Here is a 25381-nt window from a genome sequence, read left to right on the forward strand (position 1 = left end):
GTTGAAAGTGATGAGTGTTGAGGATCTTTTTGAGTTGTTATTTTATTGGTTGGTACACTAGTAACCCCCGTCGTTCTTTTAGGTAATTATCTAGGGGGCTATCTACGACATAACGATGTTCGGGTAGGGACGACGCGTTGCGGAAAAATAGTTTCTTCTTATGCCAAATGGCCAGGCCAATATGAAAAACATCCAGTCCTGGTAGTGGACTGTAAATTCCAAGGACATCACCGGTTTTTATCCGTCCATGCACGCCACCGGCGTGAAGATCACTCAGAAATGGATGTGTCGGCAGATAAGTGATGAGGCGTTTCCTGAGTGGAATGCCGGGGAGGTAACGTTCTGACGTAGTACGCTGAGACGTTCCGGAACCATCAGCGGGCAGTTTCAGGTTCAGTGTTTTTTCCACGTGTTGGGCATAAGGGAATGTCACGCTCAGGTCATGGCAGAGAACGGGTGTGCCATGCAGCCAGTCGCTCAGAAAATGGCGTCGTTCTGCAAAAGCAACGTGATGATGACGGTAGCGTGTGGCAATCAAGGCATGGATGAACTGTTCGACAGTAAGGCTCTGACTGGCGGCCAGAACAATTTCTACGAAGGTCATGCAGTTCACGCCACGCCATGACAGGATGAGTTCTTCTGGCGTGGTATTAGAGCCAATGAGAGGCGCGGCCAGATAGGGCGTGCCCTTCATGCGCTGTGAGATCAGTACAATACGTTCCTGTCTTGATTTAAGAGGAGCTATGGAGACGAGGTGACTGATCTGCTGGCGGGTTGACTCCGACAGAGCACTGAGGGGCGGTGCGTCAGCCAGAGACGGGTTACAAAAAATCAGGCCTCCCACACCACAGCCGGTGAGGAAGGCCCGTCTCTTCATCAGGGGTCCGCAATTGTAACTGTCAGACAAGGTAACGTGCGCTCTGTTCTGCCATCATAAAGTGAATGCCAATGTCATTCCCGTCCTGAAGCTCCCGGTAAATCTGCTGGACAGGGTTCCCGTTATCATGGAACGTCTCTTTCACATGGCTGATCAGCACCCGCAGACCACGGATGTGATGGCGGCCACCGCAGACATGTCCGAGGTCCCGCAGGCTTTTCAGAAGGTCTTTGGGGCGAAGCTGGCCGCACAGAGCATCGTCAGGCTGCCCGTCCGGATAGGTGACCCCCATGATGATGGTCCGCAGCTTATCTTTCTGTACCAGCGGGGAGACAGCCTTCCAGAGGTCAAGAAGGTTCTGTGGTCCATCAGGCTGGTCGGCCTGCGTGTCACCCAGATAAAGGATGGCCTGCCCATGATGCTGGATCAGGAAAGCCGTGGAGGTCGTGCTGGCATGGCTGAGAGGCCAGGCCGTAACGTCCAGCTTGCTGTTTTCAATGGTCTGGCTCTGCCCTGGTTCCATGTCCCTATAGCTGTATTTGCTGATACGGGGTTCAGGGCCTTTATCCCCCATGACACCCCAGACACGGCCATTGAAGAGATTTTCGGACAGGATGGCATTGGTCTGCGGTAGGGCATGGATGGGTTTCGGCGTATCTTCCGGGGAGGACAGGACCAGCCCGGCCACATGGTCGAGATGAGCATGGCTGATCAGATAGGCACGGACACTCTGCTTGAGGACATGCCCCGCACGGCTCAGCGAAGAATCCGGCATGATGGGAATGTCGTCCAGAACACCTCTGGCCTCGGCTTTTTTCAGTCCATGCCCCAGGGTACCGGCATCACAGATGACAGATTCACGTGTTCCCAAGGGGCGCACCAGATAGGAGGAGAGGTTGCCATCAGCCACGCCGCTCCGTACCCCAAGAGCCACGATTTCAAACACGGGATGGCTGTCAGCAAAGGTGACGGGTGTTTCTGCTGTTCCTGTCTGTGTTTTCTTCAGCCGGTCACGGAGTGTTTTCAGGTGATGTAGGGGCATGGGTCTTGTCCTCCCTGGCAGTCAGACGGGTGACGGAAGCGTCTGGTCGTGAATGTGGTTGAGCCGTTGCGGCGTCATCCAGTAATGATGGATGTCATCAAGGATACTCCCGCCTCGTCCATGGGGAAAGGGGGAAGAGGAGAAGGAGGTGCTATGCGATCTGTTCATTCTGCCCTGTTGGGGGTCGTGCTGCTGGGCGCACTTACAGGTGGTGTGGGTGTCGGGCAGGCACGGGCTGAATCCACCATGCCGGCACAATGTGACAACGGCCAGTTCGTGAAAGACCAGACGGCCTATGCACAGCAGTTTTCCCATAGGCAGGTGCCTTACGGCCAGCATCTGGATCTGCCGGAGCATGTCTGTGGCACTGTTGCACAGGTATATCGGGCACGGCGTAGCCGGAGCGGTATGCATGGCTATTTTCTGATGGCCATTCCCGGTGGGAAACCGATCCGGGTGGTCTCCAATCTTGATGAAATGAAGGCCCCCTCCTGGCCGTGGGTGAAAACCGGGGATCAGGTCGAGGTCCAGGGGCGGTATTATTACGATGGCCCCAGCCGGCAGGGGCTGGACTGGACCCATCACGGAACAAGCCGCAAATGGCCGTGGGCCGGTTATGTCACCGTGAACGGCCAGCGTTACGAGTAAGAATGACGGGACTGTCGCTCCGGCTGAACGGGTTCAGGCCGGGGCGAGCGTCTTCGTAGGGCGGCGGCCCTGCCTGTCCGTGGCAGCCTGCGAAGTGGAGGAGATGGCGAAGGTCAGCTGTCCATCCCGTGCCCCGATCCTGACGGACCCTCCTTCCGTCAGTCTGCCGAAGAGGATTTCCTCGGCCAGTGGCTTCTTGATGTGGTTCTGTATCAGGCGGCCGAGGGGGCGGGCACCGTTCGTCCGGTCATGGCCATGTTCAGCCAGCCATGCTTTGGCAGCAGCCGTAAGATGCAGCGAGACATTTTTGGCGGCCAGCATGGTGGTCAGCTGTTCGATGAATTTCTCCACGACGTGAGAGACGACTGCCGGCGTGAGGGGCGAGAAGGGAATGATGGCATCCAGCCGGTTACGGAATTCCGGTGAAAAGAGCCGTTTGATGGCTTCCTCATCATCGCCGGAACGTGCCGTGCGGGCAAAGCCGATGGCTTCCCTGGAAAGGTCGCTGGCTCCGGCATTGCTGGTCATGATGAGAATGACGTTACGGAAATCCACCGTCTTCCCGGTATTGTCCGTCAGCTTGCCGTGGTCCATCACCTGAAGCAGAATGTTGAACAGGTCAGGATGGGCCTTCTCGATTTCATCCAGCAGCAGGACGGCATGAGGTGTCTGGTCTATCGCACTGGTCAGCAGGCCCCCTTGTTCAAAGCCGACATAGCCGGGGGGCGTCCCGATCAGGCGGGATATGGAGTGGGCTTCCATATATTCGGACATGTCAAAGCGGATCAGTTTGATGTCCAGTGAGCGGGCGAGCTGACGGGCAGCTTCCGTCTTGCCAACTCCCGTCGGGCCGGAGAAAAGATAGCTGCCGATGGTTTTCTCCGTATCACGCAGCCCGGCACGGGACAGTATGACGGCGGAGGACAGGGCATCCAGGGCATCATCCTGTCCGTATACGGCCTTGCGGAGGTCCGTCGGCAGATGGCGGATGGCCGTGCGGTCATCCGTGGAGAGGTGACGGGGCGGGATATGGGCAATCCGGGACACCGTGGCCTCGATGTCCTTCACGCCGACCGTGCGCCGCCTGCGGCTGCTGGGCAGGAGGCGGCAGGCAGCCCCGGCCTCGTCAATTACGTCAATGGCTTTGTCCGGCAGCTTGCGGTCATGAATGTACCGGGCGGAGAGTTCCACGGCACAGCGGATGGCCGGGTCGGTGAAGCGTATGTCGTGATGTTCCTCATACCGCTCTTTCAGTCCCCGCAGGATGCGGATGGTGTCGGTCTGTGAGGGTTCCTCGACATCGATCTTCTGGAAACGCCGTGTCAGGGCGTGGTCCTTTTCAAAATGCTTCCGGTATTCCTGATAGGTAGTGGAGCCGATGCAGTGCAGTTTTCCCGTCGCCAGAGCAGGCTTGAGCAGGTTGGAGGCATCCATGGACCCGTTGGTGGTGGCTCCGGCCCCGATAAGCATGTGGATTTCATCAATGAAGAGCAGGCTGCCGGGATTCTGCTCCAGCTCGTTCATGATGGCCTTGAGGCGTTCCTCGAAGTCCCCGCGGTAGCGTGTGCCAGCCAGCAGGGCGCCGAGGTCCAGACTGTAGAGGCGGGCATCGGCAAGAATGTCAGGCACCTGACCCTGCACGATTCTCTGGGCAAGTCCTTCGGCTATGGCCGTCTTGCCGACACCGGGGTCCCCCACCAGCAGGGGGTTGTTCTTTGTCCGGCGGCAGAGAATCTGGATGACCCGTTCCACCTCCTTTTCCCGGCCGATGAGCGGATCAATCCGGTTATGGTGGGCACGTTCGTTGAGGTCCGTGCAGTAGGTCTGCAGGGCATCCCTGGTGTCGGTTTCCACGGTTTCCGTGCTGTCAGTGTTTTCCTTGCGGCTGGTTTTTGTTTTCCGGTGGCTGCGGCTTTCTCGGTGCGGGCCGGCTGCCACGTCATCATGCTGTATGGCATGGATGGCATTGAGCCGTGTCAGGCCCCGCTGCTGGAGGAAGAAGACGGCGTGACTTTCCTTCTCGGCAAACATGGAAACCAGAACATGTGCCCCGGTCATGATGGACTGGCCGGCACTCTGGATATGGACGGCAGCCCGCTGGATGACCCGCTGGAAGGCAGCCGTCGGCTGGGGGGCATCTTCCAGCTCCGGCCGGACGATGGCCTGTTGTTCGTGAGAGAGAAAGTGATCGACGTCCTGTCGCAGTTGTTCCACATCAGTCTGGCAGGTCGTGAAAATGGCCACGGCATCACGGTCATCACACAGGGCGAACAGGAGATGTTCCAGTGTGATAAATTCATGGTGATTCCGACCGGCAAGGATAAGCGCGCGCTGAAGCGTCTGTTCAAGTGTGGAGGACAACATAAGGCGCTCCTTGTGACATGAAGGAATGTCAGAATGATGAAATGACCGCAGAGAAATCCGTTGGGTATTTAGGTGGCGACGGGTTCAGGCTTTCTCAAGGGTACATTGCAGGGGGTGCTGGTTCTTTTGCGCAAGGTCCATGACCTGCCCCACTTTGGTTTCGGCAATTTCATAGCTGAAGATGCCACAGACCCCGCTGCCCCGGTTGTGAACCTCCAGCATGATGGCCCGGGCCTCATCCGGAGACTTGTCAAAGAACTGCTCAAGCACGAAAACGACGAAGTCCATCGGGGTGTAGTCATCATTCAGGAGAATGACCCTGTACATGGAAGGATGGACAAGGTTTGTCTTCCGGGCCGTGAGGATGTCTTCCTGCGCGGCAAGGGTAGGGAGGTCAATGGTCATGTCTGCCACGGCATAAGTTATGGGGCCCCACGTGTCATTGCATATGACTTGAACTGCATGGGAACCCTCCTGATTCGAGGATAAATATATGGCTCCATCCTAATCAGGAAAAGGTAGCAATCATACGGTGCTGTCATGAAGCTGGAACAGTCCTGATGCAGGTGTCTCGGGTATGGCCGTGGCGTTCTTCTGCTGTTTGTGACTTCATTTTAAGGCAGTGCCTGTAACGGCTTTGTGATGGACTGGATTTCTTTATTGAACCGATATCCAGTAGTTATTGCGTCACGGACGAAAAATCTGGACATGGCAAGGCGTAGAATATTAGAGTTGCCTGGATTTCAGTCTTAGTGAGTCCCGCCAGTTTAAGGATGATGCCTTCTGATGCGCCCGTCTTTCAGTCGTGCCCGGTTTTTGTGTGTGGTTGTTTTGTCCATGTTCGCTGGTACGGCGCGGGCACAGTTTACGGGGCATATTTCTTCGTTAGTCATTAATGCACGGACGGGGGGCGTTCTGTCCGAGTCCGATGCGGATCTCGAGCGTTATCCGGCGTCGCTGACGAAGATGATGACGCTGTACATGACATTTCAGGCATTGGAGCGCAGCAGTATCACGCTGGGTGATGAGATGCCCGTTTCCATCCATGCGTCCACACAGGCTCCGTCCAAGCTGGGGATGCGTCCTGGAACACATCTCTCTGTGGAGCAGGCGATTCTGGCCCTCGTGACCAAGTCTGCCAATGATGCCGCCTGTGTGCTGGGCGAGTATCTGGGCGGTGGGGATGAAACCCGGTTTGCGGCACTGATGACCTATCAGGCCCGACGGCTCGGCATGAGGCATACGACCTTCCGCAATGCCTCCGGCCTTCCTGACCCGGATCAGGTCACCACGGCACGGGACCTGTCCGTCCTTGCCCGAGCCCTGCTGCGGGATTTCCCACAATATTATCACTATTTCGGCGTGCGGGAATTTCCGTTCCGCCGTCACATAATTCCCAATCATGATCCGCTGCTGGGGCTGTATCAGGGGGCGGACGGTTTCAAGACAGGCTATACCGATCTCGCCGGTCATAACCTTGTCAGCTCGGCCCAGCAGGGTCAGGTGCGGCTGATTGGGGTGGTTCTGGGGGCACCCAGTAACGAGAGCCGCAATGAGACGATGATTTCCCTGCTGGATGACGGGTTTTCCGCTTCCGGGCAGGCTCCCCTGCCATTGGTGAAGCGGCCCGTCTCCTATGCCATGGCCCGTCATGGGGCCGGGCACCGGCTGCACATGCGCCGGGGTGTCGTACTGGTGTCATACCGTTCCCACGGGGCACCGCGGGGCCTGCATCATTCATGGGCGTCCCGGCGGGGGCATCACCGTTCCTGATGACGGCAGGCGGGCCGTCTCTGATGGTCTCTCATTCTGTCCTGTGATCTCTGAAAGAGCCGTCCATCATCCGCAGGCCCTTGCACTGTGGCAGGGCAGGGCGCATTCTGTCGGAAGTTTCTGACACAGGTCGGCTCATTGCAACATCCAGATAAAACAGGGATCACGTTACTTCATGTCTTCTCAGGACGGACGCAGCATCCAGCATTACACAGCAGACGATTTCACACATCTCAAGGCAGCCGGGCAGCTTGCCGCCGCCACTCTGGACATGATCACCGAGCATGTCCGTCCCGGCATCACGACGGGCGAGCTGGACCGGATCATTCATGACTACACGCTGGAGCATGGTGCCACGCCGGCTCCGCTCAATTATCATGGCTTTCCCAAATCCTGCTGCATTTCCCTCAATCATGTTGTCTGTCATGGCATTCCCGGCGACCGCCGCCTTCAAGAAGGTGACATTCTCAACATTGATGTCACGTCCATCCTGAATGGCTGGTATGGGGACACGTCCCGCATGTATGTGGTGGGCAAGCCCCCCCGTAAGGCTGAGAAGCTGATTGACCTGACCTATCAGGCTCTCATGCTGGGGATCGAGCAGGTGCGTCCGGGAGCCACGCTGGGTGATATCGGCCATGCCATCCAGAGTTTTGCCGAGAAGAACCGTCTGGGCGTGGTACGGGATTTCTGTGGCCACGGCATTGGCCGCAATTTCCATGAAGCTCCGAGCGTCCTGCATTATGGCCGCCCCGGTCAGGGAACGGTCCTGAAAGCGGGTATGGTCTTCACCATCGAGCCGATGCTCAATCTCGGCCGTCCGGACGTGAAGGTGCTGGCTGATGACTGGACCGCCGTGACACGGGATCGCTCCCTGTCCGCCCAGTTCGAGCATCAGCTTGGCGTGACGGAAGACGGGTATGAAATCTTCACCCTGTCTCCCCGTGGGTATACGAAACCGCCTTATTCTCTCTGAGTCTGATCTGCGGAATGGGAGGCATTCATGATGGCATTGCGTAAACTGGCCACCCGGCTGGCCCTGGGGGGAATGCTGCTTGGCAGTGTCTCCCTGTCCCACGCTGAACCGCTGAGTGCAGCGCATGATCCTCTGGCCTATGGGCCGGATACCACCCGTCCCGGCACGCTGGTGAAGGGTGAGACAGGCATGGTCGTCTCCGCCCAGCATCTGGCCTCCGAGGCGGGGGCGCAGATTCTGCGGGAAGGGGGTAATGCGGCCGATGCTGCCGTGGCCGTCGGTTATGCGCTGGCCGTAGTCTATCCGGCCGCCGGAAATCTTGGCGGCGGTGGATTCATGACCCTGCGCCCCCCGCATGAGCCTGCCGTGTTCATCGACTTCCGGGAACATGCCCCCCTGCGCTCCCAGCCGAACATGTATCTGGATGAATCCGGTCATGTGAAACCGGGTCTTTCCACCGTGGGGTGGAAGGCCGTGGCCGTGCCGGGGACAGTCGCCGGGCTGGAAGCCGTGCGCAGACGCTGGGGACGGCTGAGCCGGGCGAAGGACATGGCCCCGGCCATTGCCCTGGCACGGGACGGGTTCGTGCTGGAAGAAGGTGATGTGGAGCTGCTGCACACCTCAACCGACTATTTCCGTCAGGATGAGTATGCCCGTGGCGTTTTCCTGCGGCCTGATGGAAGCGAGCTTGCCGTGGGTGACCGGCTGGTCCAGCCGGGCTTGGCCCGTTCGCTGGAACTGATCGCCAGAGGAGGTGAACAGGCTTTCTATCGTGGTCCCATCGCTGCAGAAATCCTCCGTGCCGCTCGTCTGGGTGGGGGCTTCCTGACGGAAGCGGATTTTCATGCCTATAAACCACGTTTCCTGAAGCCGATTACCTGCCAGTATCGCGGCTACCAGATCGAGACGGCACCGCCGCCGAGCGGGGGTGGTGTGGCCCTGTGTGAGATACTCAACATCCTGTCCGGCTATGACATGGGCCGTCTTGGCCTGCACAGTGCGTCTGCCGTCCAGCTGGAGCTGGAGGCCATGCGCCATGCTTATTCCGACAGGCGGGACCTTGGTGACCCGGCCTTTGTGGTCAATCCGGTATCGTACCTGCTGAATCCGGCCTATGCGGCACAGATACGGGCTGCCCTGCCAGCGAACAGGGCCGTGCCGTCTGATGCGCTCCAGATTGGCCGTCCTGCTCCGGGCAAGGTGCAGCCAGCAGCTGAACCGGCGGTGGAGAAGCATGAGACGACTCATTTCTCCACGATCGATTCCCGTGGCATGGCAGTTTCCACCACCTATACGCTGAATGGCTGGTTCGGGGCGGGTGTCATGGGGGGACGTACCGGCATCTGGATGAATGATGAGATGGATGATTTCTCCATCAAGCCGGGTGAACCGAACATGTTCGGCATTGTCGGGTCTGTGGCCAATGCCATCGCACCGGGCAAGACACCGCTTTCCTCCATGACGCCAACCATCATCAGCAGGGATGGGCATGTCGTGATGGTGACGGGCAGCCCCGGTGGTTCCCGTATCCCGACCATCGTGCTGTCCAGCCTGCTCGGTGTCGTGGATTATGGGCTTGATCTGGCACAGGCGGTCGATCTGCCCCGCCTGCATGAGCAGTGGAAGCCTGATGACGTGGAAATGGAAACGGGTGCCCTGAGTCCGGAGGTCCAGAAAACGCTGGAGCAGGAAGGGTATCATTTCGTTGCCCATCGTCCGTGGGGCATCACGGAGGCGATTCTGGTGGGCGGGTCACGGCTGGATGGGCAGGCTGCCTCATCGAAGGAGCCGGGGCCGTTCTATGGTGTGGCAGACCCCCGCCATCCCGGTGGTGGGGCCGTGGCTCCCTGAAGGGGGCCTTGAAGAGGCAGGGGGTACTGGTGAAAGTAAGGCTTGCCTGCCCCCCCTGTTCCTGTGCTAGAAGCCCGCTTGGGAGATCGGCCCTGGGCGGTTGACCTGCAAACCCGGTCAGGCCCGGAAGGGAGCAGCCGTAGCAGGTTCATATCGGGTCGGGTGTCCGGTCTCCTCTGATTGCCATGCAGGCCTCTGGACGCAGGGAGCAGAGCAGGCCGCAGTGCCTCCGGGGCGTCCTTTCCAGACAATGAAAGCTGTGGGAGGCACGTTGTAGCCGTGAGTGAAGAAGAGATTCCCCTCCCCCCTGAAGGCGGCACCGGTTTTTTCTCCGATACATCCCCTGTCGAGGCGGACCCTTCGCCGGAAGGTAGCGGCACGCCCTACCGTGTTCTGGCCCGCAAATACCGTCCCCGGACATTTGATGACCTGATCGGTCAGGAAAGTCTTGTCCGCATCCTGCGCCGGGCTTTTGCCGTGGGACGTGTGGCTCATGCCTTCATGCTGACAGGCGTCCGGGGTGTGGGGAAGACCACCACGGCCCGCATCATCGCCCGTGCCCTGAACTGTACCGGCGTGGATGGCACAGGCGGCCCGACAGCGGACCCGTGTGGTGTCTGCCCCAACTGCAAAGCGATTCTGGCAGACCGTCATCCGGACGTGCTGGAAATGGATGCGGCCTCCCGCACCGGCGTGGATGATGTGAGGGAGATCATCGAGGCCTCCCGCTTCCGGCCCATGCAGGCCCGCATGAAAGTCTTCGTGATTGACGAAGTGCACATGCTGTCCCGCAATGCCTTCAATGCCCTGCTGAAAACGCTGGAAGAGCCACCTGCACAGGTCACATTCATCTTTGCCACGACGGAGCTGCGGAAAGTGCCCGTCACGGTGCTGTCCCGCTGCCAGCGTTTTGATCTCCAGCGTGTGCCACAGACCATGCTGGCCGAGCATTTTGCCCGCATCGCCAGAAAAGAAGGGGCCGAACTGGAAGAGGGTGCTCTGGCCCTCATTGCCAGGGCCGCTGATGGTTCGGTGCGTGATGGCCTTTCCCTGCTGGATCAGGCCATTGCGCAGGGGGCGTCTGATACGGCCAGTGTAGCGGACATGCTGGGTCTGGCGGACCGGGGCATGGTGTTCGACCTGCTGGAGGTAGCTCTGCATGGGCAGGTGGCCTCCGTGCTGGAGATTGCCGGACGGGCCTATGCCCGTGGAGCCGATCTCGGTGTCCTGCTGACGGACCTGATGGACGTGCTTCATCTCCTGTCCCGCATCAAGGCCCTGCCGGAGCTGCGTGATGGCCTCGAACTGCCGGAAATGGAGCGTGTCCGTGGCGGGGCGATCGTGGACCATGTGGGGGTCACGGTTCTGGGGCGGGCATGGCAGCTTCTCCTGAAGGGGCTGGCCGAGGTGGATGCCGCACCGGACCGGCGGCAGGCTGCCGAGATGGTGCTGATCCGTCTCTGTCATGCCAGTATGCTGCCGACACCGGACAGGCTGATCCGCCAGCTGCAGGAGGTTCCAGCCGGGGCTGCCCGGACGGATGGTGCGCCGCTTCCGCAGGGGCAGGTAGCGTCATCGGGTCATCAGGGGGCAGCCTTTTCTGCTGGTGGCGGGTCAGCTTCTTCGTCCCGTCCTGTTCCGGCGCAGGGCGGGCATGATGCCGGGCCTTCAGCGTCCGTGCAGGGGGGTGGGCCAGTGGCCGGAGCGGGAGCAGTCCGGCAGGGCAGCACGGTCCTGAAGCCACAGCTGGCTGAATCCGTGCCGGAGCCAGTCCCCGCACCGCAGCCGTTACGTCTGGCCACGCATAATGGTACGCCTGTCCAGCCGCAGGAGGAACAGCCTTCCGGAGGTGACATCATACCGCCCATGCCCCGCAGCTGGCGGGAGCTGGTGGCTCTCGTGGGGCAGCAGAAGGAAGCCCGCCTGCACGGGACGTTGCGGCATCTGGGGCATCCGGTGGAGTTTGCCCCGCCCCGGCTTGTGCTGCGTCTTGCCGAAAAGGACGGGGAGCAGAAGAGGCAGGCCTTCCGTGCCCTTACGGGTCTTCTGGACAGGCTTTATCCCGGCCGCTGGCAGGTGATCGCTTCAGAAGAGCAGGGTGAACCGACACTGGACGAGCAGGGGGCGGAAGTCATTGCCCTGCATCAGGACAGGGCAATGCAGCATCCACTGGTCCAGGCCATCATGCGGCGTTTCCCGCAGGCGCAGATCGGTGAAGTGCGGGATCATAGTCTGGATGATTACGGCCTTCCGCCGGAAGAGCCGATCGTGTCCCTGGGGGAGGATGTTCCGCCTGATTTTGAATTTGCCCCGCCAGATGCCGACTATTCTGATGAGGATGAGTTTTACTGAAACAGGGGCTGTCATGGTTCCGGTTCAGTTCTGTAACCAAGGAGTGACGTAATGAAGAATCTTGCTGGCATGATGAAGCAGGCGACCCAGATGCAGGCCCGCATGAAGGAGGTTCAGGCGAAGCTGGAATCGGCAGAGGTGGAAGGTGAGGCCGGTAACGGGCTGGTGCGGCTGATCCTGACGGGGAAAGGTGCACTCAAGACCCTCACCATCGACCCCAAGCTGGCGGACCCGGACGACATGGAAACCATGCAGGACTTGATCCTTGCCGCCTTTGCTGATGCCCGCAGGAAGACGGAGGCCATGAGCAAGGAAGAGATGAAGAAGGTCACGGGTGGCCTCCAGCTGCCACCGGGCATGGACTTTCCGTTCTGAAGCAGGAGAGAGGGTGAGGGTCTGACGTGCGCATAAGCCCTGAAATTGAAACCCTGATTTCCCGTCTGGCCCGTCTGCCCGGTCTTGGTCCCCGTTCAGCCCGCCGGGCGGCACTGGCCCTGCTCCAGGCCCCGGAGACACGTCTCCAGCCGCTGATTGCGGCCATGCAGGAAGCAGCCCGGTCGATTCATACCTGCCCGCAATGCGGCAATCTGGACAGCTGCACGCCCTGTTCCCTCTGTGCGGACCCGCAGCGTGATCCCTCCGTCATCTGTGTGGTGGAGAGTGTGGGTGATCTCTGGGCACTGGAGCGGGCCGGGATGCATCGGGGGCGGTATCAGGTGCTGGGCGGTGTGCTGTCTGCCCTTTCCGGCCAGGGGCCGGAAGACCTCAATCTGGCAGGCCTCATGGAACGTGTGCAGTCCGGTGTGGTGGAAGAGGTCATTCTGGCCCTTGGGGCCACGGTGGACGGGGCGACCACGGCCCACTGGCTACAGGAGAAACTGGCCCCTTATGGTGTGGCAGTAAGCCGCCTGGGGCATGGTGTCCCGATGGGCGGTGCGCTGGATGTGTTGGATGAAGGCACGCTGGCGGCGGCCCTGTCTTCCCGGAAGGTTCTGTAGACATGATCGGTCTGTCGCCTCACATGCCCCGTGTTGCGCTGGTGACGGGCGGGGCACGCCGCCTTGGTCGTGCGATGGTGGAGATGCTGGCCCGTGAAGGGTTTGCCGTGGCCATTCACTGTCGCCACAGCCGTGATGAGGCCGAGGCCCTGCTGAAGCATATTGGTGGGCATGGCTGTGTCGTCCAAGCCGATCTGGCCGAGGAAGCGGCTCTGCTGCCCATGCTGGCGGAAGTCGAGGCCCAACTTGGGCCGGTGGGCGTCCTCATCAATAATGCGTCCGTTTTTGAGCGGGATGAGCTGGGTGACGTGACCCGCCAGAGCTGGGATGCGCATATGGAGCCGAATCTCCGGGCACCGTTCGTCCTTTCCCAGGCCGTGGCAGACTCCCTGCCGGAAGGGGCTGAAGGGCTGATCCTCAACATGCTGGATCAAAGGGTCTGGAATCTGACCCCTCATTTTGTCAGCTATACCGTGTCCCGTTCCGCTCTGTGGAGCCTGACCCGCAGCATGGCTCTGGGGCTGGCTCCCCACATCAGGGTGAACGCCATCGGGCCGGGGCCGGTCCTGCCCGCAGCGGGGCAGTCTCTGGAGCATTTCGAGAGCATGTGTCGCCGCACGCCCCTTCAGCGGGGGGCGGACCCGGATGAGATCGCCGCCATTGCCCGTCTGTTCCTGATGCTGCCGTCTGTCACGGGGCAGATGCTGGCTCCTGATGGGGGGCAGCATCTGAACTGGTCTCCGGTGTCTCCCTGAAACCGGGTGCTGAATCCGTATAACGCTCGATCAGATAGGCGAAGCCTTTGCCATCCGTCCTGCGGTGCAGGATGGCCCGGTTTTCCAGCACGATACCGTTCGGCAGGTCTGCAAAACGGCCGCCCAGCCTCTGGCGGGTGAAATTTCCTTCCCCGACAGCCCTGCCGAACGGTGTGCGGCCATTGGCCAGTGTCCGGCGGGCCTGTGGCGTCAGACGGTCCGGTAGATACAGGTTCCATGCTTCCGAGCGCATGTCCGTTCCACAGAGAAGCTGAACGTGTCGGATGTCCAGCCGTGCCGTGGAGGAGGTTTTCAGGGCCAGCCGGGCGTCCTGCTGCAGGGCTGGTGATGCCTGCCTGTCCAGCAGGCGTGCCGTGATGGGGGTGGGGCAGTGCTGCTGCAGGGTGGCCGTGGCACTGTCACGTTGGGCCAGTTCATAGGCCAGAGCATCTGCCGTGGTGGGGCGGGAAGGTATGGCACGGGCCGGTGCCGTGCCGGTCATCAGGATGCCGGCCGCACAGAAAAGCCGCATCCGGGCGGGGATGCGGCTTCTGAAAAAGGAAAGACCTGGCCGGGGGCCGGTCTCTCCATGCAGAGGGGTCTGCCTCTTATGAATCGTCGCGGTCATCTTTGTCGGTGGAGACTTCGATGTCCTTGCTGATGTCATCGTCATCATCCAGATCATCGTCATCGGAGATGACATCATCGTCATCACCGGTGTCGATGTCCACATCATCCTCGTGGTCTTCCTGGGAAAGATTCTTGTCCTTCTCGTCAGCCAGTTCATCTTCTTTCTTCAGGCGGGAGAGGTTGGTCGGCTGGGTTGTCCCGCATTTCGGGCAGACGGCTGGCACGCGGTTGAGATCATAGAAGCGTGCATTACAATCGACGCATGTCCGTTTCAGACCGAGTTCTGGTTTTGCCATAATGTTGGAAGCCCGTATTGCCACAGAAAGAGAAGTGTCTGGGCCATGCCACTGAAATGTCCTGCTGTCAAATATTTCTCCATCCGATGGCAGAAGACGCAAAGTCCTGCCCTGTGGCCTGCTCCCGCAGGCAGAATTGCAGCATGAAGGGGACAGACTTTTCCTGATGAATGGAGTAATCTGGTCTTACATAGATGATCCACCCTTGAATGATGTGAAGCAGGCTTATGACAGCACAGCGTCCCTTGACCGTTTCTTCTGCCCGGACCGGGCTGGCAGGGCGGGTTCGTGTTCCCGGAGACAAATCCATCAGCCATCGTGCTTTGATGTTCGCCGCCCTCGCCGAGGGGCGGACCCATATTTTCGGCCTGCTGGAAGGTGAGGACGTGCTGCGGACGGCAGAAGCCATGCGTGCCCTTGGTGCGAAAGTTGTGCAGAAGGATGGTTGCTGGATTGTTGATGGCTGTGGCGTAGATGGGCTGAAAGAGCCTTCCGACGTGCTGGACATGGGCAATTCCGGCACGGCAGCCCGGCTGCTCAGTGGTGTTCTGGCGACACATCCTTTCATGAGCATCATGACGGGCGATGCGTCCCTGCGGAGCCGCCCGATGGGGCGGGTCAGTGTTCCGCTGAGTGAGATGGGGGCACGATTCGTCACCCGTGCGGGGCAGAAACTGCCGATGGCCGTGGAAGGAACGGGCAAGGGTAAGCCGCTGCATTATCGTCTGCCGGTGGCCTCGGCCCAGGTGAAGTCCGCCATTCTTCTGGCGGGCCTGAACTGTGAAGGTGAGACGGTGGTGGAAGAACCCGCCCCGACCCGTGACCATACCGAGAACATGCTGCGTCATTTCGGCACGGAGGTGAAGGTTGAGGAGCTGCCTGAGGCCGGACGGCGCATCACGCTGAAAGGCCCGGCCCGTCTGGTCGCACAGGACGTTCTGGTCCCCGGAGACCCGTCATCAGCCGCTTTCCCGGTTGTGGCGGCCCTGCTCGTGCCGGGATCGGAGATTGTCGTGGAGGCCGTGGGGCAGAATCCGCTGCGGACTGGCCTGTTCAGGACATTGAAGGAAATGGGGGCGTCCCTTGAAATTCGTGATGAGCGGGTTGAGGGCGGCGAGGTCATCGGGGACCTGCATGTCCGTGCGGGACGGCTGAAGGCCGTGGATGTGCCCGCCGTGCGGGTGCCGTCCATGATCGACGAATATCCGGTGCTGGCCGTGGCCTGTGCCTTTGCGGAAGGGACATCCCGCCTGCGGGGTCTTGCCGAGCTGCGGGTGAAGGAGAGCGACCGTCTGGCCTCCACCGTGGCCCTGCTGGAGGCCAACGGGGCAAAAGTGCATGTCGAAGGGGATGACCTGATCATCGAAGGGCAGAAGAGCCTGCCCGGTGGTGGAAAGGTGCAGACCCATATGGATCACCGTCTGGCCATGAGTGCCACCGTGCTGGGGCTGGCGGCTGAAAAGCCTGTCCATATTGACGATACCGCTTTCATCGAGACCAGCTTCCCCGGTTTCGTGTCCCTGATGAATGGTCTTGGGGCAGGGCTGGAGGTATGAGCAGGCGGGGCATGAAATATCCGGTCATTGCGATTGATGGTCCCGCAGCAGCGGGCAAGGGTACCTTGGCCCGCCAGCTGGCGGAGGTGCTGGAGCTGCCCTATCTGGATACGGGTCTTCTGTATCGGGCCGTGGCCCGCCGGGTTCTGGATCAGGGGGGCGATCCTGCTCATGACGGGCCGGAGCAGGCCCGCCAGCTCGTGCCGGAAGACATGCGCCGGACGGACCTGAGGGAGCCGGAGGTGGACAGGGCAGCCTCTGCCGTGGCCCGCCATCCTGAGGTCCGGGAGGCCCTGCTGGAGCGGCAGCGTCACTTCGGGCGTGCCCGTGGGGCCGTGGTGGATGGGCGTGACATTGGCACGGTCGTGTTCCCCGATGCCTCCGCAAAGTTTTTCATTACGGCGTCATCTGAGGTCCGGGCGCAGCGGCGGTACATGCAGCGTCACGGGCATCCCTGCACGGACCCGGCGGAGCTGGCGGAGGAAGTGGCGGCCATCAATGCCCGGGACCAGCAGGATTCCGCCCGTGAGACGGCTCCGCTCCGCCCTGCTGAAGATGCCGTGCAGATCGTCACGGACAGTCTCGATGCGGCCGGTGTGCTGGAGCGTGTCTGCTCGATTTTGCAGGAGAAGGGCATCATCCGCCGCTGATTCACATCTTCGGTGTTGACAGTTCCCCCTTTATGCGTGTTGGTGAGGGGGAATGTGATGCCGTACAGCCCACGGCATCGTGAATCCTCATGCCATCCGGGCATGGGGTATCTGTAATGATGACGACTCCCGCTTCGGGCTGTGGAGCAGGGAGGAGACGCCGTCTTGTCCGGTCCGCTCCGCATTTCTGCTGGCCGGAGGATGCGGCGCATGGCTGGGTGCCGGGCACTGGCTGCTGCGGCCCCCTGGAATGCTGGAAATACATGGCTTCTGCCACTCAGAATACACCGGAACACGGTAAAGAAGATTTTGCTGCTCTGCTGGAAGAAACACTGGGCAGCGACAGTGCGTTTGACGGTACCGTTGTCCGCGGTCGTGTCATCCGTCTGACAGACGATCACGCCATTGTCGATGTCGGCCTGAAGAGTGAAGGCCGCGTGGCTCTGCGCGAGTTCGGCCCTGTGGGCACAACCCCGGACGTGAAGCCGGGCGACGTGTTCGAGCTGTTCATCGAGCGTTACGAGGACCGTGACGGTTCCATCGTGCTGTCTCGTGAAAAGGCCCGTCGTGAAGAGGCATGGACCGCTCTGGAGAGTGCCTTTGCTCACAACCAGCGTGTCAATGGCACGATCTATGGCCGTGTGAAGGGTGGCTTCACGGTTGATCTGGGTGGTGCCATGGCCTTCCTGCCGGGCAGCCAGGTTGACATCCGCCCCGTGCGTGATGTCGGACCGCTGATGGGCCAGCCGCAGCCGTTCCAGATCCTGAAGATGGACCGTGCCCGTGGCAACATCGTCGTGTCCCGTCGTGCCGTTCTGGAAGAGACCCGTGCCGAGCAGCGTTCCGAGCTGATCCAGGGCTTGAAGGAAGGCATGATCCTTGACGGCGTCGTCAAGAACATCACCGATTACGGTGCGTTCGTTGACCTCGGCGGCGTTGATGGCCTGCTGCATGTCACCGACATTGCCTGGAAGCGTATCAACCATCCGTCCGAAGCCCTTCAGATCGGCCAGCCTGTCCGTGTGCAGGTGATCCGCTTCAACTCCGATACGCAGCGTATCTCCCTGGGCATGAAGCAGCTTGAGGCTGATCCGTGGGAGAACGTGGCTGTCAAGTATCCGGTCAATGCCCGCTTCACGGGCCGTGTGACCAACATCACGGATTACGGTGCATTCGTTGAGCTGGAGCCGGGTGTTGAAGGTCTGGTTCACGTCTCCGAAATGTCCTGGACGAAGAAGAACGTCCATCCGGGCAAGATCGTGGCCACCTCTCAGGAAGTTGAGGTCATGGTTCTGGATGTGGACAGCGCGAAGCGTCGCATCTCCCTGGGCCTGAAGCAGGTTCAGCGCAATCCGTGGGAGCAGTTCGCTGAAGAGCACAAGGTTGGCTCTGTCATCGAAGGCGAAATCCGCAACATCACCGAGTTCGGTCTGTTCATCGGTCTGTCCGCTGACATTGACGGCATGGTTCACATGTCCGACCTGTCCTGGGATGAGTCCGGCGAAGAGGTCATGAAGCGTTACGAGAAGGGCCAGGTCGTTCAGGCCAAGGTTCTCGATGTGGACGCCGAGAAAGAGCGCATCTCCCTGGGCATCAAGCAGCTTCAGGAAGACCCGGCGGCCGATGTGCTGGACCGCATCAATAAGGGTGATGTTGTCACCTGCGTCGTGACCGCTGTTCAGAGCAACGGGATCGAGGTCAAGGTTGATGACGTCCTGACAGGCTTCATCCGCCGTGGCGAGCTGGCCCGTGACAAGAGCGAGCAGCGTCCGGAACGCTTCGCTGTTGGCGAGAAGGTTGATGCCAAGGTTGTTGGTCTGGACCGTTCTTCCCGCAAGCTGTCCCTGACCATCCGTGGTCGTGAGGTCGAGGAAGACAAGCAGGCCATCAGCGAATATGGCTCTTCTGACTCCGGTGCTTCCCTCGGTGACATTCTGGGTGCGGCCATCCGTCGCCGCAGCACGGAAGACTGAGAACGACATCGTTTAGATGGGGGAGATATTGTTTTAGTCCCCCTCGAGTTGGGGAAACATAAAGGGTGGTTGGGAGGCCACCCTTTATGTTGTTTCATGAGGGTAATGGTGATAAGTCCCTGTTCGGAGCATGCTCTAAGCGAGGGTATTTTGTTATAGGCAAGTCGTCATTGCCGTCTGCTTGGTATAGCTAGACTGTAAGGTAGGATTTTCTATCATGTTGTGGGGTTATTAATGGCAATTATCTATAACACAAATTATACCCATAACCCGAACGCCTACCTGACACTGGCGATACAGCGTGCGGCAGAAGAGCTTTTTGGGAAGAAGAATATTTTTGTCGCCGATAACATGAGCTTGGCAAGTGCAGCGGCGTCCGGTCAGCATGACACCTTGCTCTGTATTGATGGTCAGCGTCTTAATCAGGCTTTGATCCGTCGTGTTCGTTCTGCTTTCAAGACTGTTATCCTCTGGACGTTTGAAGATCCCTTCATGCAGGGGATTAACGCTCAACTTGTACCGCTTTTTGACTATATTTTTACGAATGATCCCGCCTCCGTGGATGTCTATCAGGGCAAGGGATACTACCTGCCGCTGGCTGCCAGTCCGAGCCTGCATGAGCGTCCTGTCCGAAACCGGCCTGACTGTGATTACGACCTTTTCTTTGCAGGGACGATGTGGCCGAACCGTGTGCGGACCCTGCGCCGTGTTCTGGCTAGCTTCCCAGATGTGCGATTGAAGCTTGTTTGCCCGAGCAATGAATATCTTCCCCCTTTGCCGGATGACATTGCTGCTCTGGCTTTACAGCGGCCCGTCAGCCATGAAGCCTTTATTGACTTTGCCAATGTCAGTGCCGTGACGCTGACAATGTTCCGTGACTATGCCAGTCATGGTGATGTCAGTCAGGCTACGGCCCCAGGTCCCCGTTATTTCGAGTTGGGGTTGGCCGGTACGGCCCAGGTGGTTGAAGTCGCCTCCGGGATGGATGTTGAGCATTTCAGGAGCGTGGATGGTATCCATCTTGCCCATGATGATGACGGCGTGGTGGAGAGCATTGCGAAGCTGCTGGATGACAGCAAGCTGCGGCAGCGTTCTGCCATTGCTTCGCAGAAGTCGGTACTTAGCCAGCATCTTTACATTCATCGCCTGAAGACTATTCAGAAGGTGACGGAAGCAGAGTTCGGGTGTTGTGCTCCGGCTGCGGTCGTGCCGACACCACGGCGCAACCGTCTGCGTGTTCTGTTCTGCACACATTCCACCATCCATGAACAGGTCTGGGGTGGTGTTGAGGTCTATCAGCGGGAGCTTTGTTCTTTTCTGGGCCGAGATGTAGAATTCTTCTTTTGGCTGCGGCGGGGTACCTGCTGCCGCCTTCTGTCTGCCAACGGGCATGAGCTGGAGCGTTTTGACATTGCCGAACGTGGTTGGGATGACATCGTTTGTGATGCCCAGGAGGAAACGGCGTTCTCCAGCGTGTTGAGCCAGTACAATATTGATGTCGTCCATTTCCAGCATCTTGGGCATCATGCTTTGTCTTTGCCTCTCATTGCCAAGGCAAGCGGGACGGGTGTTTTGTTTTCGGCGCACGATTTTTGGCTGGTGTCGTCTCGATATAATCTATTGAATCAGGACATGCGGTATGTAGAAGGTGAGTTCGGTTCCGTCTTGTCAATGGATATCGTATTGAAGTTGGCTGAAGGAATTGGATATGGTGGGGAGCAGACACGCCGTGCCTTTGTGGACCGGATGCTGCATTATGTCGATGCGGTTATGTTCGGCACGAGACATTCCCGTGATTTCATCCATCATGTTTATCCCGTGCTGGATAAAAAGATCAGCCTGATCAATGGTATTCCCAGCCCGGATGTAACATTGCCGGTCGTTCCCAATGAATACAGGCCCCTTGATGGTCGCCCCCTAGGTGTGGCCGTGGTTGGTAATTTTGCGCGCACTAAGGGTGCAGACAGCATCATTTCTCTGATTGAAGCGGCCCATCCTGATCATTTTCACTTTCATATTCTCGGTTATATTCATCCGGACTATCAAACCGTCATGGAAGGCATGATAAGCCGACCAAACGTGACGGTTCATGGGCGGTATGAAATAGGCAATACGGATGTTATGAAGCAGGCCGATGTGGCTCTGTTCCTTTCCATATGGCCTGAGACTTATTGTATTTCTCTGTCTGAAGCATGGCAGTATCGACTCGTTCCTATTGTGACGAGCGTTGGTGCCCTGAATGACCGTGTGACGGATGGTGTTAATGGCTTCAAAGTACCTCTTAATCGACCAGACAATGTGTTGGAGTGCTTAGAGCTTTTGCGGTCCGTAGAGGAGATACGTAAGGCCATGATGGAGGCTATCACACCTGAGTTGTGGACGCGTGAGAGTGAATATACCGAGAGGCTGCTGAAGCTCTATCATGATCTGGCACCTCGGCGGCTGCTCGGCGTATCTGATCTTATGTTGGATGCTGGCCAGATTAATCTTTTGCCTATTTCTTCATGGAAGAATCAGGCCCCGCCGCGTCACATCTTTGATCCGCCGCTAGTACGTGATCTTGCTGTTAGTTTGCCTTCGCATATCAATGACTGGTTCGCCATCCAGGGAGCTAACTGCTATCTGGATGACATCTGCCATCATGTGCTGGTTGAAGGGGCGGAGAAGACTTTCCAGCCAGCGGATGAGTTTCATCTCCGTGGCTGGCTGTTCCTGCCCGGTGTGACCACGTCAGGGCAGATTCACGTCGTGCTCATTAATGGTGACAGGAACAGCCCGCTCATCTTCCTGAAGAGCGAGCGTGAAATCCGTACGGACATTTCAGAGCTTTTCGGCAATGACGTGCCTCGTCGTTCCGGTTTTTCTGCTAAGGCGGCCTTGAGAGGCAAATGGTGCGAAGGTTGGTATCGTATTGGTGTTATCAATTCGATTAATGGTCGGGGTGCTTTCCAGATGCTGTCCTATGGATTGGAGGTTGCTGGTGGCAAGATCAGGAGCATCCGTGCCTGCAGGCCGGATAATGACATTATTTTGAGTGACTTTCATAGGGTCGTCAATAATGATAACGTGTTGCGGGGTGTTCCGCTGGCTCGCTTCCCGCGAGGACGGCTGTTTGCACAGGAGCAGGTGGGACAGTTTTATTTCATTGATCGCCTTGAACTGATCACTGCTGATGAAGAAGCGGATGTGGGGGGTAGGACGGACGATCTGGGTGCTGTGGAGCTGCGAGGCTGGAGCTTCATGGCCGGGCATGGTCGTGCCGGTATGGTCTATGCCGCCATGGTGAGCGATGACAGGGGTGAGGTGGTGCTGTTTGCCATGTCCCGCTTTGCCCGTGATGACGTGCGGCGGGCACACCATGACGCACCGCTCTGCTCCGGGTTTGACGGTATCCTGCGGCCGTGGAAGGGACGTACCACACCGATGACGGGTGTCTGGCGTCTGGCCATCGTGAATGTCATCGGGGAAAATTTTGCCCTGGCCGTGACAGACATCTGCCTGCATCTGGAGGGCGTGCGGTGCCAGGCCATCTATCATGAGGAGGCAACGGACGAGCAGCAGGCTCGCATCAGACGACTGGTGGTGGAGCTGTCTGATCAACAGTCTAGTCAATGAGTTTGGCCATTTCAGGTTCGGAGGCCATACCAGCAGGGGGGCTGTCTCCCCGCTGGCTGGAGTTTCATGAGGACTGGTACCTTCTGCGTCATTCCGACGTGAAGGAGCTGATGCATCAGTATGGCTACAGTGATGCACAGCTCTTTTATGAGGAGATCGGCTGCCACAGGGGGCACTCACCCAACCGGTATTTTGATGAGGTCTGGTACCGCCAGACCTACCCGGAGGTCCGTCGTGGCCTGCTGGAAAAGCGGTGGAAGTCCGGCTTTGAGCATTACTGCATGGAGGGCTATCATAGTTTCTCTCCGCACTGGCTGTTCAGCGAGGTTGCCTATCGCCGCCGTTATCTGGAGCTGACGGACCAGCATCTGGTGGAGCGTGGTTTCTGCAACGGGTATGATCACTACCTGTCTTATGGAGAGGGACATGGTTTCCGGGCCGGGCCGTTTGTTGATGTTGCCCTGTTGCAGAAGATGGCCCGGCAGCATGGGGAGTGGTTCGGCCCGGAGGGGCTGCTGGCCTCATGGCTGGCCCTGCCGTCCCATGTTGCTGATTCCATGCCGATGTCGTGGTATTTCGATGCGGGATGGTATCTGAGAACCTATCCGCAGGTCGGTGAGGCCATTGCCGCAGGGGAGTATGGCAATGCCCTGCACCATTATCTGACCAACCCGACACCGGATGCGTTCAGCCCGTCTCCCTGGTTTGATGAGGCGTATTATCGCCGGACATCGCCGGATATTCTGCCGTCTGTCGGTGTTGGTGGCCTGCGGAATGGCTATGAGCATTTCGTCCTGTTCGGTGCCCATGAGGGGCGTTCCCCGGCAGAAGGGATTGATCTGGCTCTTTACAGACGTCACCCTCTTGTCTGGTCGGACTGTGAAGGGGGTGTTCATGACAGCCCTTTCACCCGCTTCGTGGCGGAGCAGCATGGTCTGGCCGTGCCGGTGGGGCATGAGGAGCCACCGCTGGACGAGGACCAGACACGTCAGCTCTTCCGGGATGAGGCGGCCCTGTATCTTCCGGCAATTGCCCGTCAGAAACTGGATTTCCGGGTGCGTGGCATGGCGGAGGTCAGTGTCATCATGGTCGTGCATGACCAGATCGACCTGACCCTTCAGGCTCTGGCCTCCCTGCGGGCCGGGTATGAGGGAGCGATTGAACTCATCATCGTCGATTCAGGCTCTCGTGATGAAACATCCGGGCTGGAAGAGCTGGTGGAGGGGGCCATCATCCTCCGCCACAAGGTCAATGTCGGGTATCTGCTGGGTTGTAATGAGGCGTTGGAGCATGTCACGGCTCCGGCCGTCCTGTATCTGAACAATGACATACGTCTCTATCCCGATGCCCTGCACCATGCCCTGAAGCGTCTGTACCGGCTGGAGACGACCGGAGCCGTGGCGGCACGGCTGGTGCGGACCAACCTGTATCTTCAGGAGGCCGGGTCCATCATCTGGCGGGATGGGGCGACTTATGGTTATCGGCGGCAGGATGACCCCAATATTCCGGAGGCCAGTTTCAGCCGGGAGGTTGATTACGGGTCTGCGGCTTTCCTGCTGGTGAAGACGGGTCTGCTCCGGCGGTTGGGGGGGTATGATACCCGGTACTGGCCTGCCTATTTCGAGGACACGGACTTGTGCGTCCGGCTCCAGAAAATCGGGGCCCGCATTGTCTATGAGCCTCTGGCGATGGTCGAGCATCTGGAATTCGGCAGTTCCGGGCAGAGCGGGTCCCATCAGCTGATCCAGCGGCACTGGAAGGTGTTTGCCCAGCAGCATCAGGAGTTCCTGCGGCAGCAACAGCCCCAGCATATCCGTAATGCCCTGCTGGGGCGTGAACGGCGCAGGCCGGAGCGTCAGCGTGTCCTGCTGATCGAGGACCGGATTCCCCTGCGTGGTCTGGGATCGGGCTATGTGCGGTCCAATGACATTGTCCGGGCACTGGTGGCACTGGACTATCATGTGACGGTATTCCCCGTCATGCGGGACCCGGTGCCCTCTTTCCTGCTGTACCGGGACTTCCCGGAAGAGGTGGAGCTGGTCTTCAATCAGGACATGTCCACTCTGCCGGCGTTTCTGGAAGAACGGGCCGGGTATTATGACCTGCTCTGGGTCGGGCGGACCCATAACATGGCCCGCCTTCTGCCGCTGCTGAATGAGGCCAGCCGATTCCTGCCACATTGTGGTTCCGTGCTGGATACGGAGGTCGTGGCGGCCCCCAGAACGCTCCTTCAGCAGAAGGTGCTGGGGGTGACGCCGGAAGGCCAGCCCGCACCGGAGCTGACGCCTGCCGAGGAAGAAAAGGAGCTGGACAGGCTGCTGGCAGAAGAGCTGCGCTGTGCCCATTACTGCCAGCAGATCGTGGCCGTGACCGAGCATGATGCGGAACTGGTCCGCCGTGCCGGTTATCCGAACGTGATGGTGCTGGGGCATGGCATGGAGCCTGCCCCGACGGCCCGGCCTTATGGGGAGCGGAAGGACATTCTTTTCCTCGGTGCCTTCCATTGTGAGAAAGCCCCCAATTATGACAGTATGGTATGGTTTGTGGAGGAGGTCATGCCTCTTCTGAAGACCCTGCCGGAGGATGCCTGCCTGCATGTGGCCGGTTATGTGCATCCTTCAGTGGACATGACGCCGCTGGGCCGTCATCCCCGTGTTGAAATTCTGGGGGCCGTGGACGATCTGGACGCCCTGTTTGACCGTTACAGGGTGTTCGTGGCACCGACCCGTTTTGCTGGCGGGCTGCCTTTCAAGGTTCACGAAGCCGCTGCACGGGGGCTGCCCATGGTCGTGACGGACCTGCTTCAGCAGGAAGTGGGCTGGAAGGCAGAAGAGAGCCTGCTCAGCGCAGCGGCGGATGACCCGGCGGGTTTTGCCGCAGCGGTGGAGCGGCTTTATGGTGATGAAGCACTCTGGCAGCGTGTCCGCCAGTCAGCCCTGGAGGCAGTCATGCGGGATACGGACCTGGAGCAGTTCCGACATAGAGTGAAACAGATTGTGGATGCCTCCCTGAACTGACACAGGGT

Annotated in this window: 19 protein-coding genes and 1 other RNA gene; 14 read left to right on the forward strand and 6 right to left on the reverse strand. The window is 59.2% G+C overall.

Annotated features, from left to right (window positions below; genetic code table 11):
• Positions 1-37: 37 nt before the first annotated feature.
• The gene (locus NQF87_RS07450; RefSeq protein WP_266127786.1) at positions 38-877 is read right to left on the reverse strand and encodes an N-acetylmuramoyl-L-alanine amidase-like domain-containing protein; all 840 of its coding nucleotides are present in this window, start codon (positions 875-877) and stop codon (positions 38-40) included.
• 22 nt (positions 878-899) lie between these two features.
• Positions 900-1919 carry an MBL fold metallo-hydrolase gene (locus tag NQF87_RS07455; RefSeq protein WP_266127787.1) on the reverse strand — a complete coding sequence of 340 codons (1020 nt, stop codon included), beginning with the start codon at positions 1917-1919 and terminating at the stop codon, positions 900-902.
• A 153-nt stretch (positions 1920-2072) separates the two neighbouring features.
• Here NQF87_RS07455 and NQF87_RS07460 point away from each other — a divergent pair, with 153 nt between their 5' ends.
• Entirely contained in the window at positions 2073-2567 is a 495-nt protein-coding gene (locus NQF87_RS07460) for a hypothetical protein (protein WP_266127788.1), read from the forward strand.
• Positions 2568-2600: 33 nt separating this feature from the next.
• On the opposite strand, the gene clpA is transcribed toward NQF87_RS07460, so the two are convergent.
• On the reverse strand, positions 2601-4931 hold the full coding sequence (gene clpA, locus NQF87_RS07465; RefSeq protein ID WP_266127789.1) for an ATP-dependent Clp protease ATP-binding subunit ClpA: 2331 nt from the start codon (positions 4929-4931) through the stop codon (positions 2601-2603).
• An 84-nt stretch (positions 4932-5015) separates the two neighbouring features.
• The gene (gene clpS / locus NQF87_RS07470; protein ID WP_266127790.1) at positions 5016-5336 is read right to left on the reverse strand and encodes an ATP-dependent Clp protease adapter ClpS; all 321 of its coding nucleotides are present in this window, start codon (positions 5334-5336) and stop codon (positions 5016-5018) included.
• A gap of 381 nt (positions 5337-5717) precedes the next feature.
• Between clpS and NQF87_RS07475 the strand changes: the two genes are divergently transcribed.
• The 8 genes from NQF87_RS07475 to NQF87_RS07510 all read left to right on the forward strand — a co-directional run bounded on the left by NQF87_RS07475 (position 5718) and on the right by NQF87_RS07510 (position 13636).
• The gene (locus tag NQF87_RS07475; RefSeq protein WP_266127791.1) at positions 5718-6704 is read left to right on the forward strand and encodes a D-alanyl-D-alanine carboxypeptidase family protein; all 987 of its coding nucleotides are present in this window, start codon (positions 5718-5720) and stop codon (positions 6702-6704) included.
• Between the two features lie 175 nt (positions 6705-6879).
• The gene (map, locus tag NQF87_RS07480; RefSeq protein ID WP_266127792.1) at positions 6880-7680 is read left to right on the forward strand and encodes a type I methionyl aminopeptidase; all 801 of its coding nucleotides are present in this window, start codon (positions 6880-6882) and stop codon (positions 7678-7680) included.
• 72 nt (positions 7681-7752) lie between these two features.
• Positions 7753-9531, forward strand: a complete 1779-nt coding sequence (gene ggt / locus NQF87_RS07485) for a gamma-glutamyltransferase (RefSeq protein ID WP_266127883.1) — start codon at positions 7753-7755, stop codon at positions 9529-9531.
• Positions 9532-9612: 81 nt separating this feature from the next.
• An RNA gene (ffs, locus tag NQF87_RS07490) (signal recognition particle sRNA small type) lies at positions 9613-9709 on the forward strand.
• A gap of 101 nt (positions 9710-9810) precedes the next feature.
• Positions 9811-11883 carry a DNA polymerase III subunit gamma/tau gene (locus tag NQF87_RS07495; RefSeq protein ID WP_266127793.1) on the forward strand — a complete coding sequence of 691 codons (2073 nt, stop codon included), beginning with the start codon at positions 9811-9813 and terminating at the stop codon, positions 11881-11883.
• A gap of 51 nt (positions 11884-11934) precedes the next feature.
• Positions 11935-12258: a YbaB/EbfC family nucleoid-associated protein gene (locus NQF87_RS07500; RefSeq protein WP_266127794.1), complete on the forward strand. Its 324-nt coding sequence runs from the start codon at positions 11935-11937 to the stop codon at positions 12256-12258.
• Between the two features lie 26 nt (positions 12259-12284).
• Positions 12285-12881, forward strand: coding sequence for a recombination mediator RecR (gene recR / locus NQF87_RS07505; RefSeq protein WP_266127795.1), 597 nt, complete (start codon positions 12285-12287; stop codon positions 12879-12881).
• A gap of 2 nt (positions 12882-12883) precedes the next feature.
• Positions 12884-13636: an SDR family oxidoreductase gene (locus tag NQF87_RS07510; RefSeq protein WP_266127796.1), complete on the forward strand. Its 753-nt coding sequence runs from the start codon at positions 12884-12886 to the stop codon at positions 13634-13636.
• On the opposite strand, the gene NQF87_RS07515 is transcribed toward NQF87_RS07510, so the two are convergent.
• Both NQF87_RS07515 and NQF87_RS07520 read right to left on the reverse strand, forming a co-directional pair.
• Complete coding sequence (locus tag NQF87_RS07515; protein ID WP_266127797.1) at positions 13572-14264, reverse strand: hypothetical protein; 693 nt, start codon at positions 14262-14264, stop codon at positions 13572-13574. The two genes, NQF87_RS07510 and NQF87_RS07515, sit on opposite strands and share 65 nt — an antisense overlap.
• Positions 14245-14562, reverse strand: coding sequence for an FYDLN acid domain-containing protein (locus NQF87_RS07520; RefSeq protein ID WP_266127798.1), 318 nt, complete (start codon positions 14560-14562; stop codon positions 14245-14247). Before NQF87_RS07520 ends, NQF87_RS07515 begins: the two co-directional genes overlap by 20 nt.
• A 227-nt stretch (positions 14563-14789) precedes the next feature.
• Here NQF87_RS07520 and aroA point away from each other — a divergent pair, with 227 nt between their 5' ends.
• The 5 genes from aroA (at position 14790) to NQF87_RS07545 (ending at position 25373) form a co-directional block, all read left to right on the forward strand.
• Entirely contained in the window at positions 14790-16118 is a 1329-nt protein-coding gene (gene aroA, locus NQF87_RS07525) for a 3-phosphoshikimate 1-carboxyvinyltransferase (RefSeq protein ID WP_266127799.1), read from the forward strand.
• Entirely contained in the window at positions 16115-16768 is a 654-nt protein-coding gene (cmk, locus tag NQF87_RS07530) for a (d)CMP kinase (protein ID WP_266127800.1), read from the forward strand. Before aroA ends, cmk begins: the two co-directional genes overlap by 4 nt.
• 263 nt (positions 16769-17031) lie before the next feature.
• Positions 17032-18741, forward strand: coding sequence for a 30S ribosomal protein S1 (gene rpsA / locus NQF87_RS07535; protein WP_182040949.1), 1710 nt, complete (start codon positions 17032-17034; stop codon positions 18739-18741).
• Positions 18742-18975: 234 nt separating this feature from the next.
• Complete coding sequence (locus NQF87_RS07540; protein WP_266127801.1) at positions 18976-22356, forward strand: glycosyltransferase family protein; 3381 nt, start codon at positions 18976-18978, stop codon at positions 22354-22356.
• Positions 22353-25373 (forward strand): glycosyltransferase, encoded by a 3021-nt coding sequence (locus NQF87_RS07545; protein WP_266127802.1) that lies wholly within the window; start codon positions 22353-22355, stop codon positions 25371-25373. The genes NQF87_RS07540 and NQF87_RS07545 overlap by 4 nt, the downstream gene beginning before the upstream one ends.
• Positions 25374-25381: the final 8 nt, after the last annotated feature.

It is taken from the genome of Bombella dulcis (assembly GCF_026385505.1).
Taxonomy (GTDB): Bacteria; Pseudomonadota; Alphaproteobacteria; order Acetobacterales; family Acetobacteraceae; genus Bombella; species Bombella dulcis.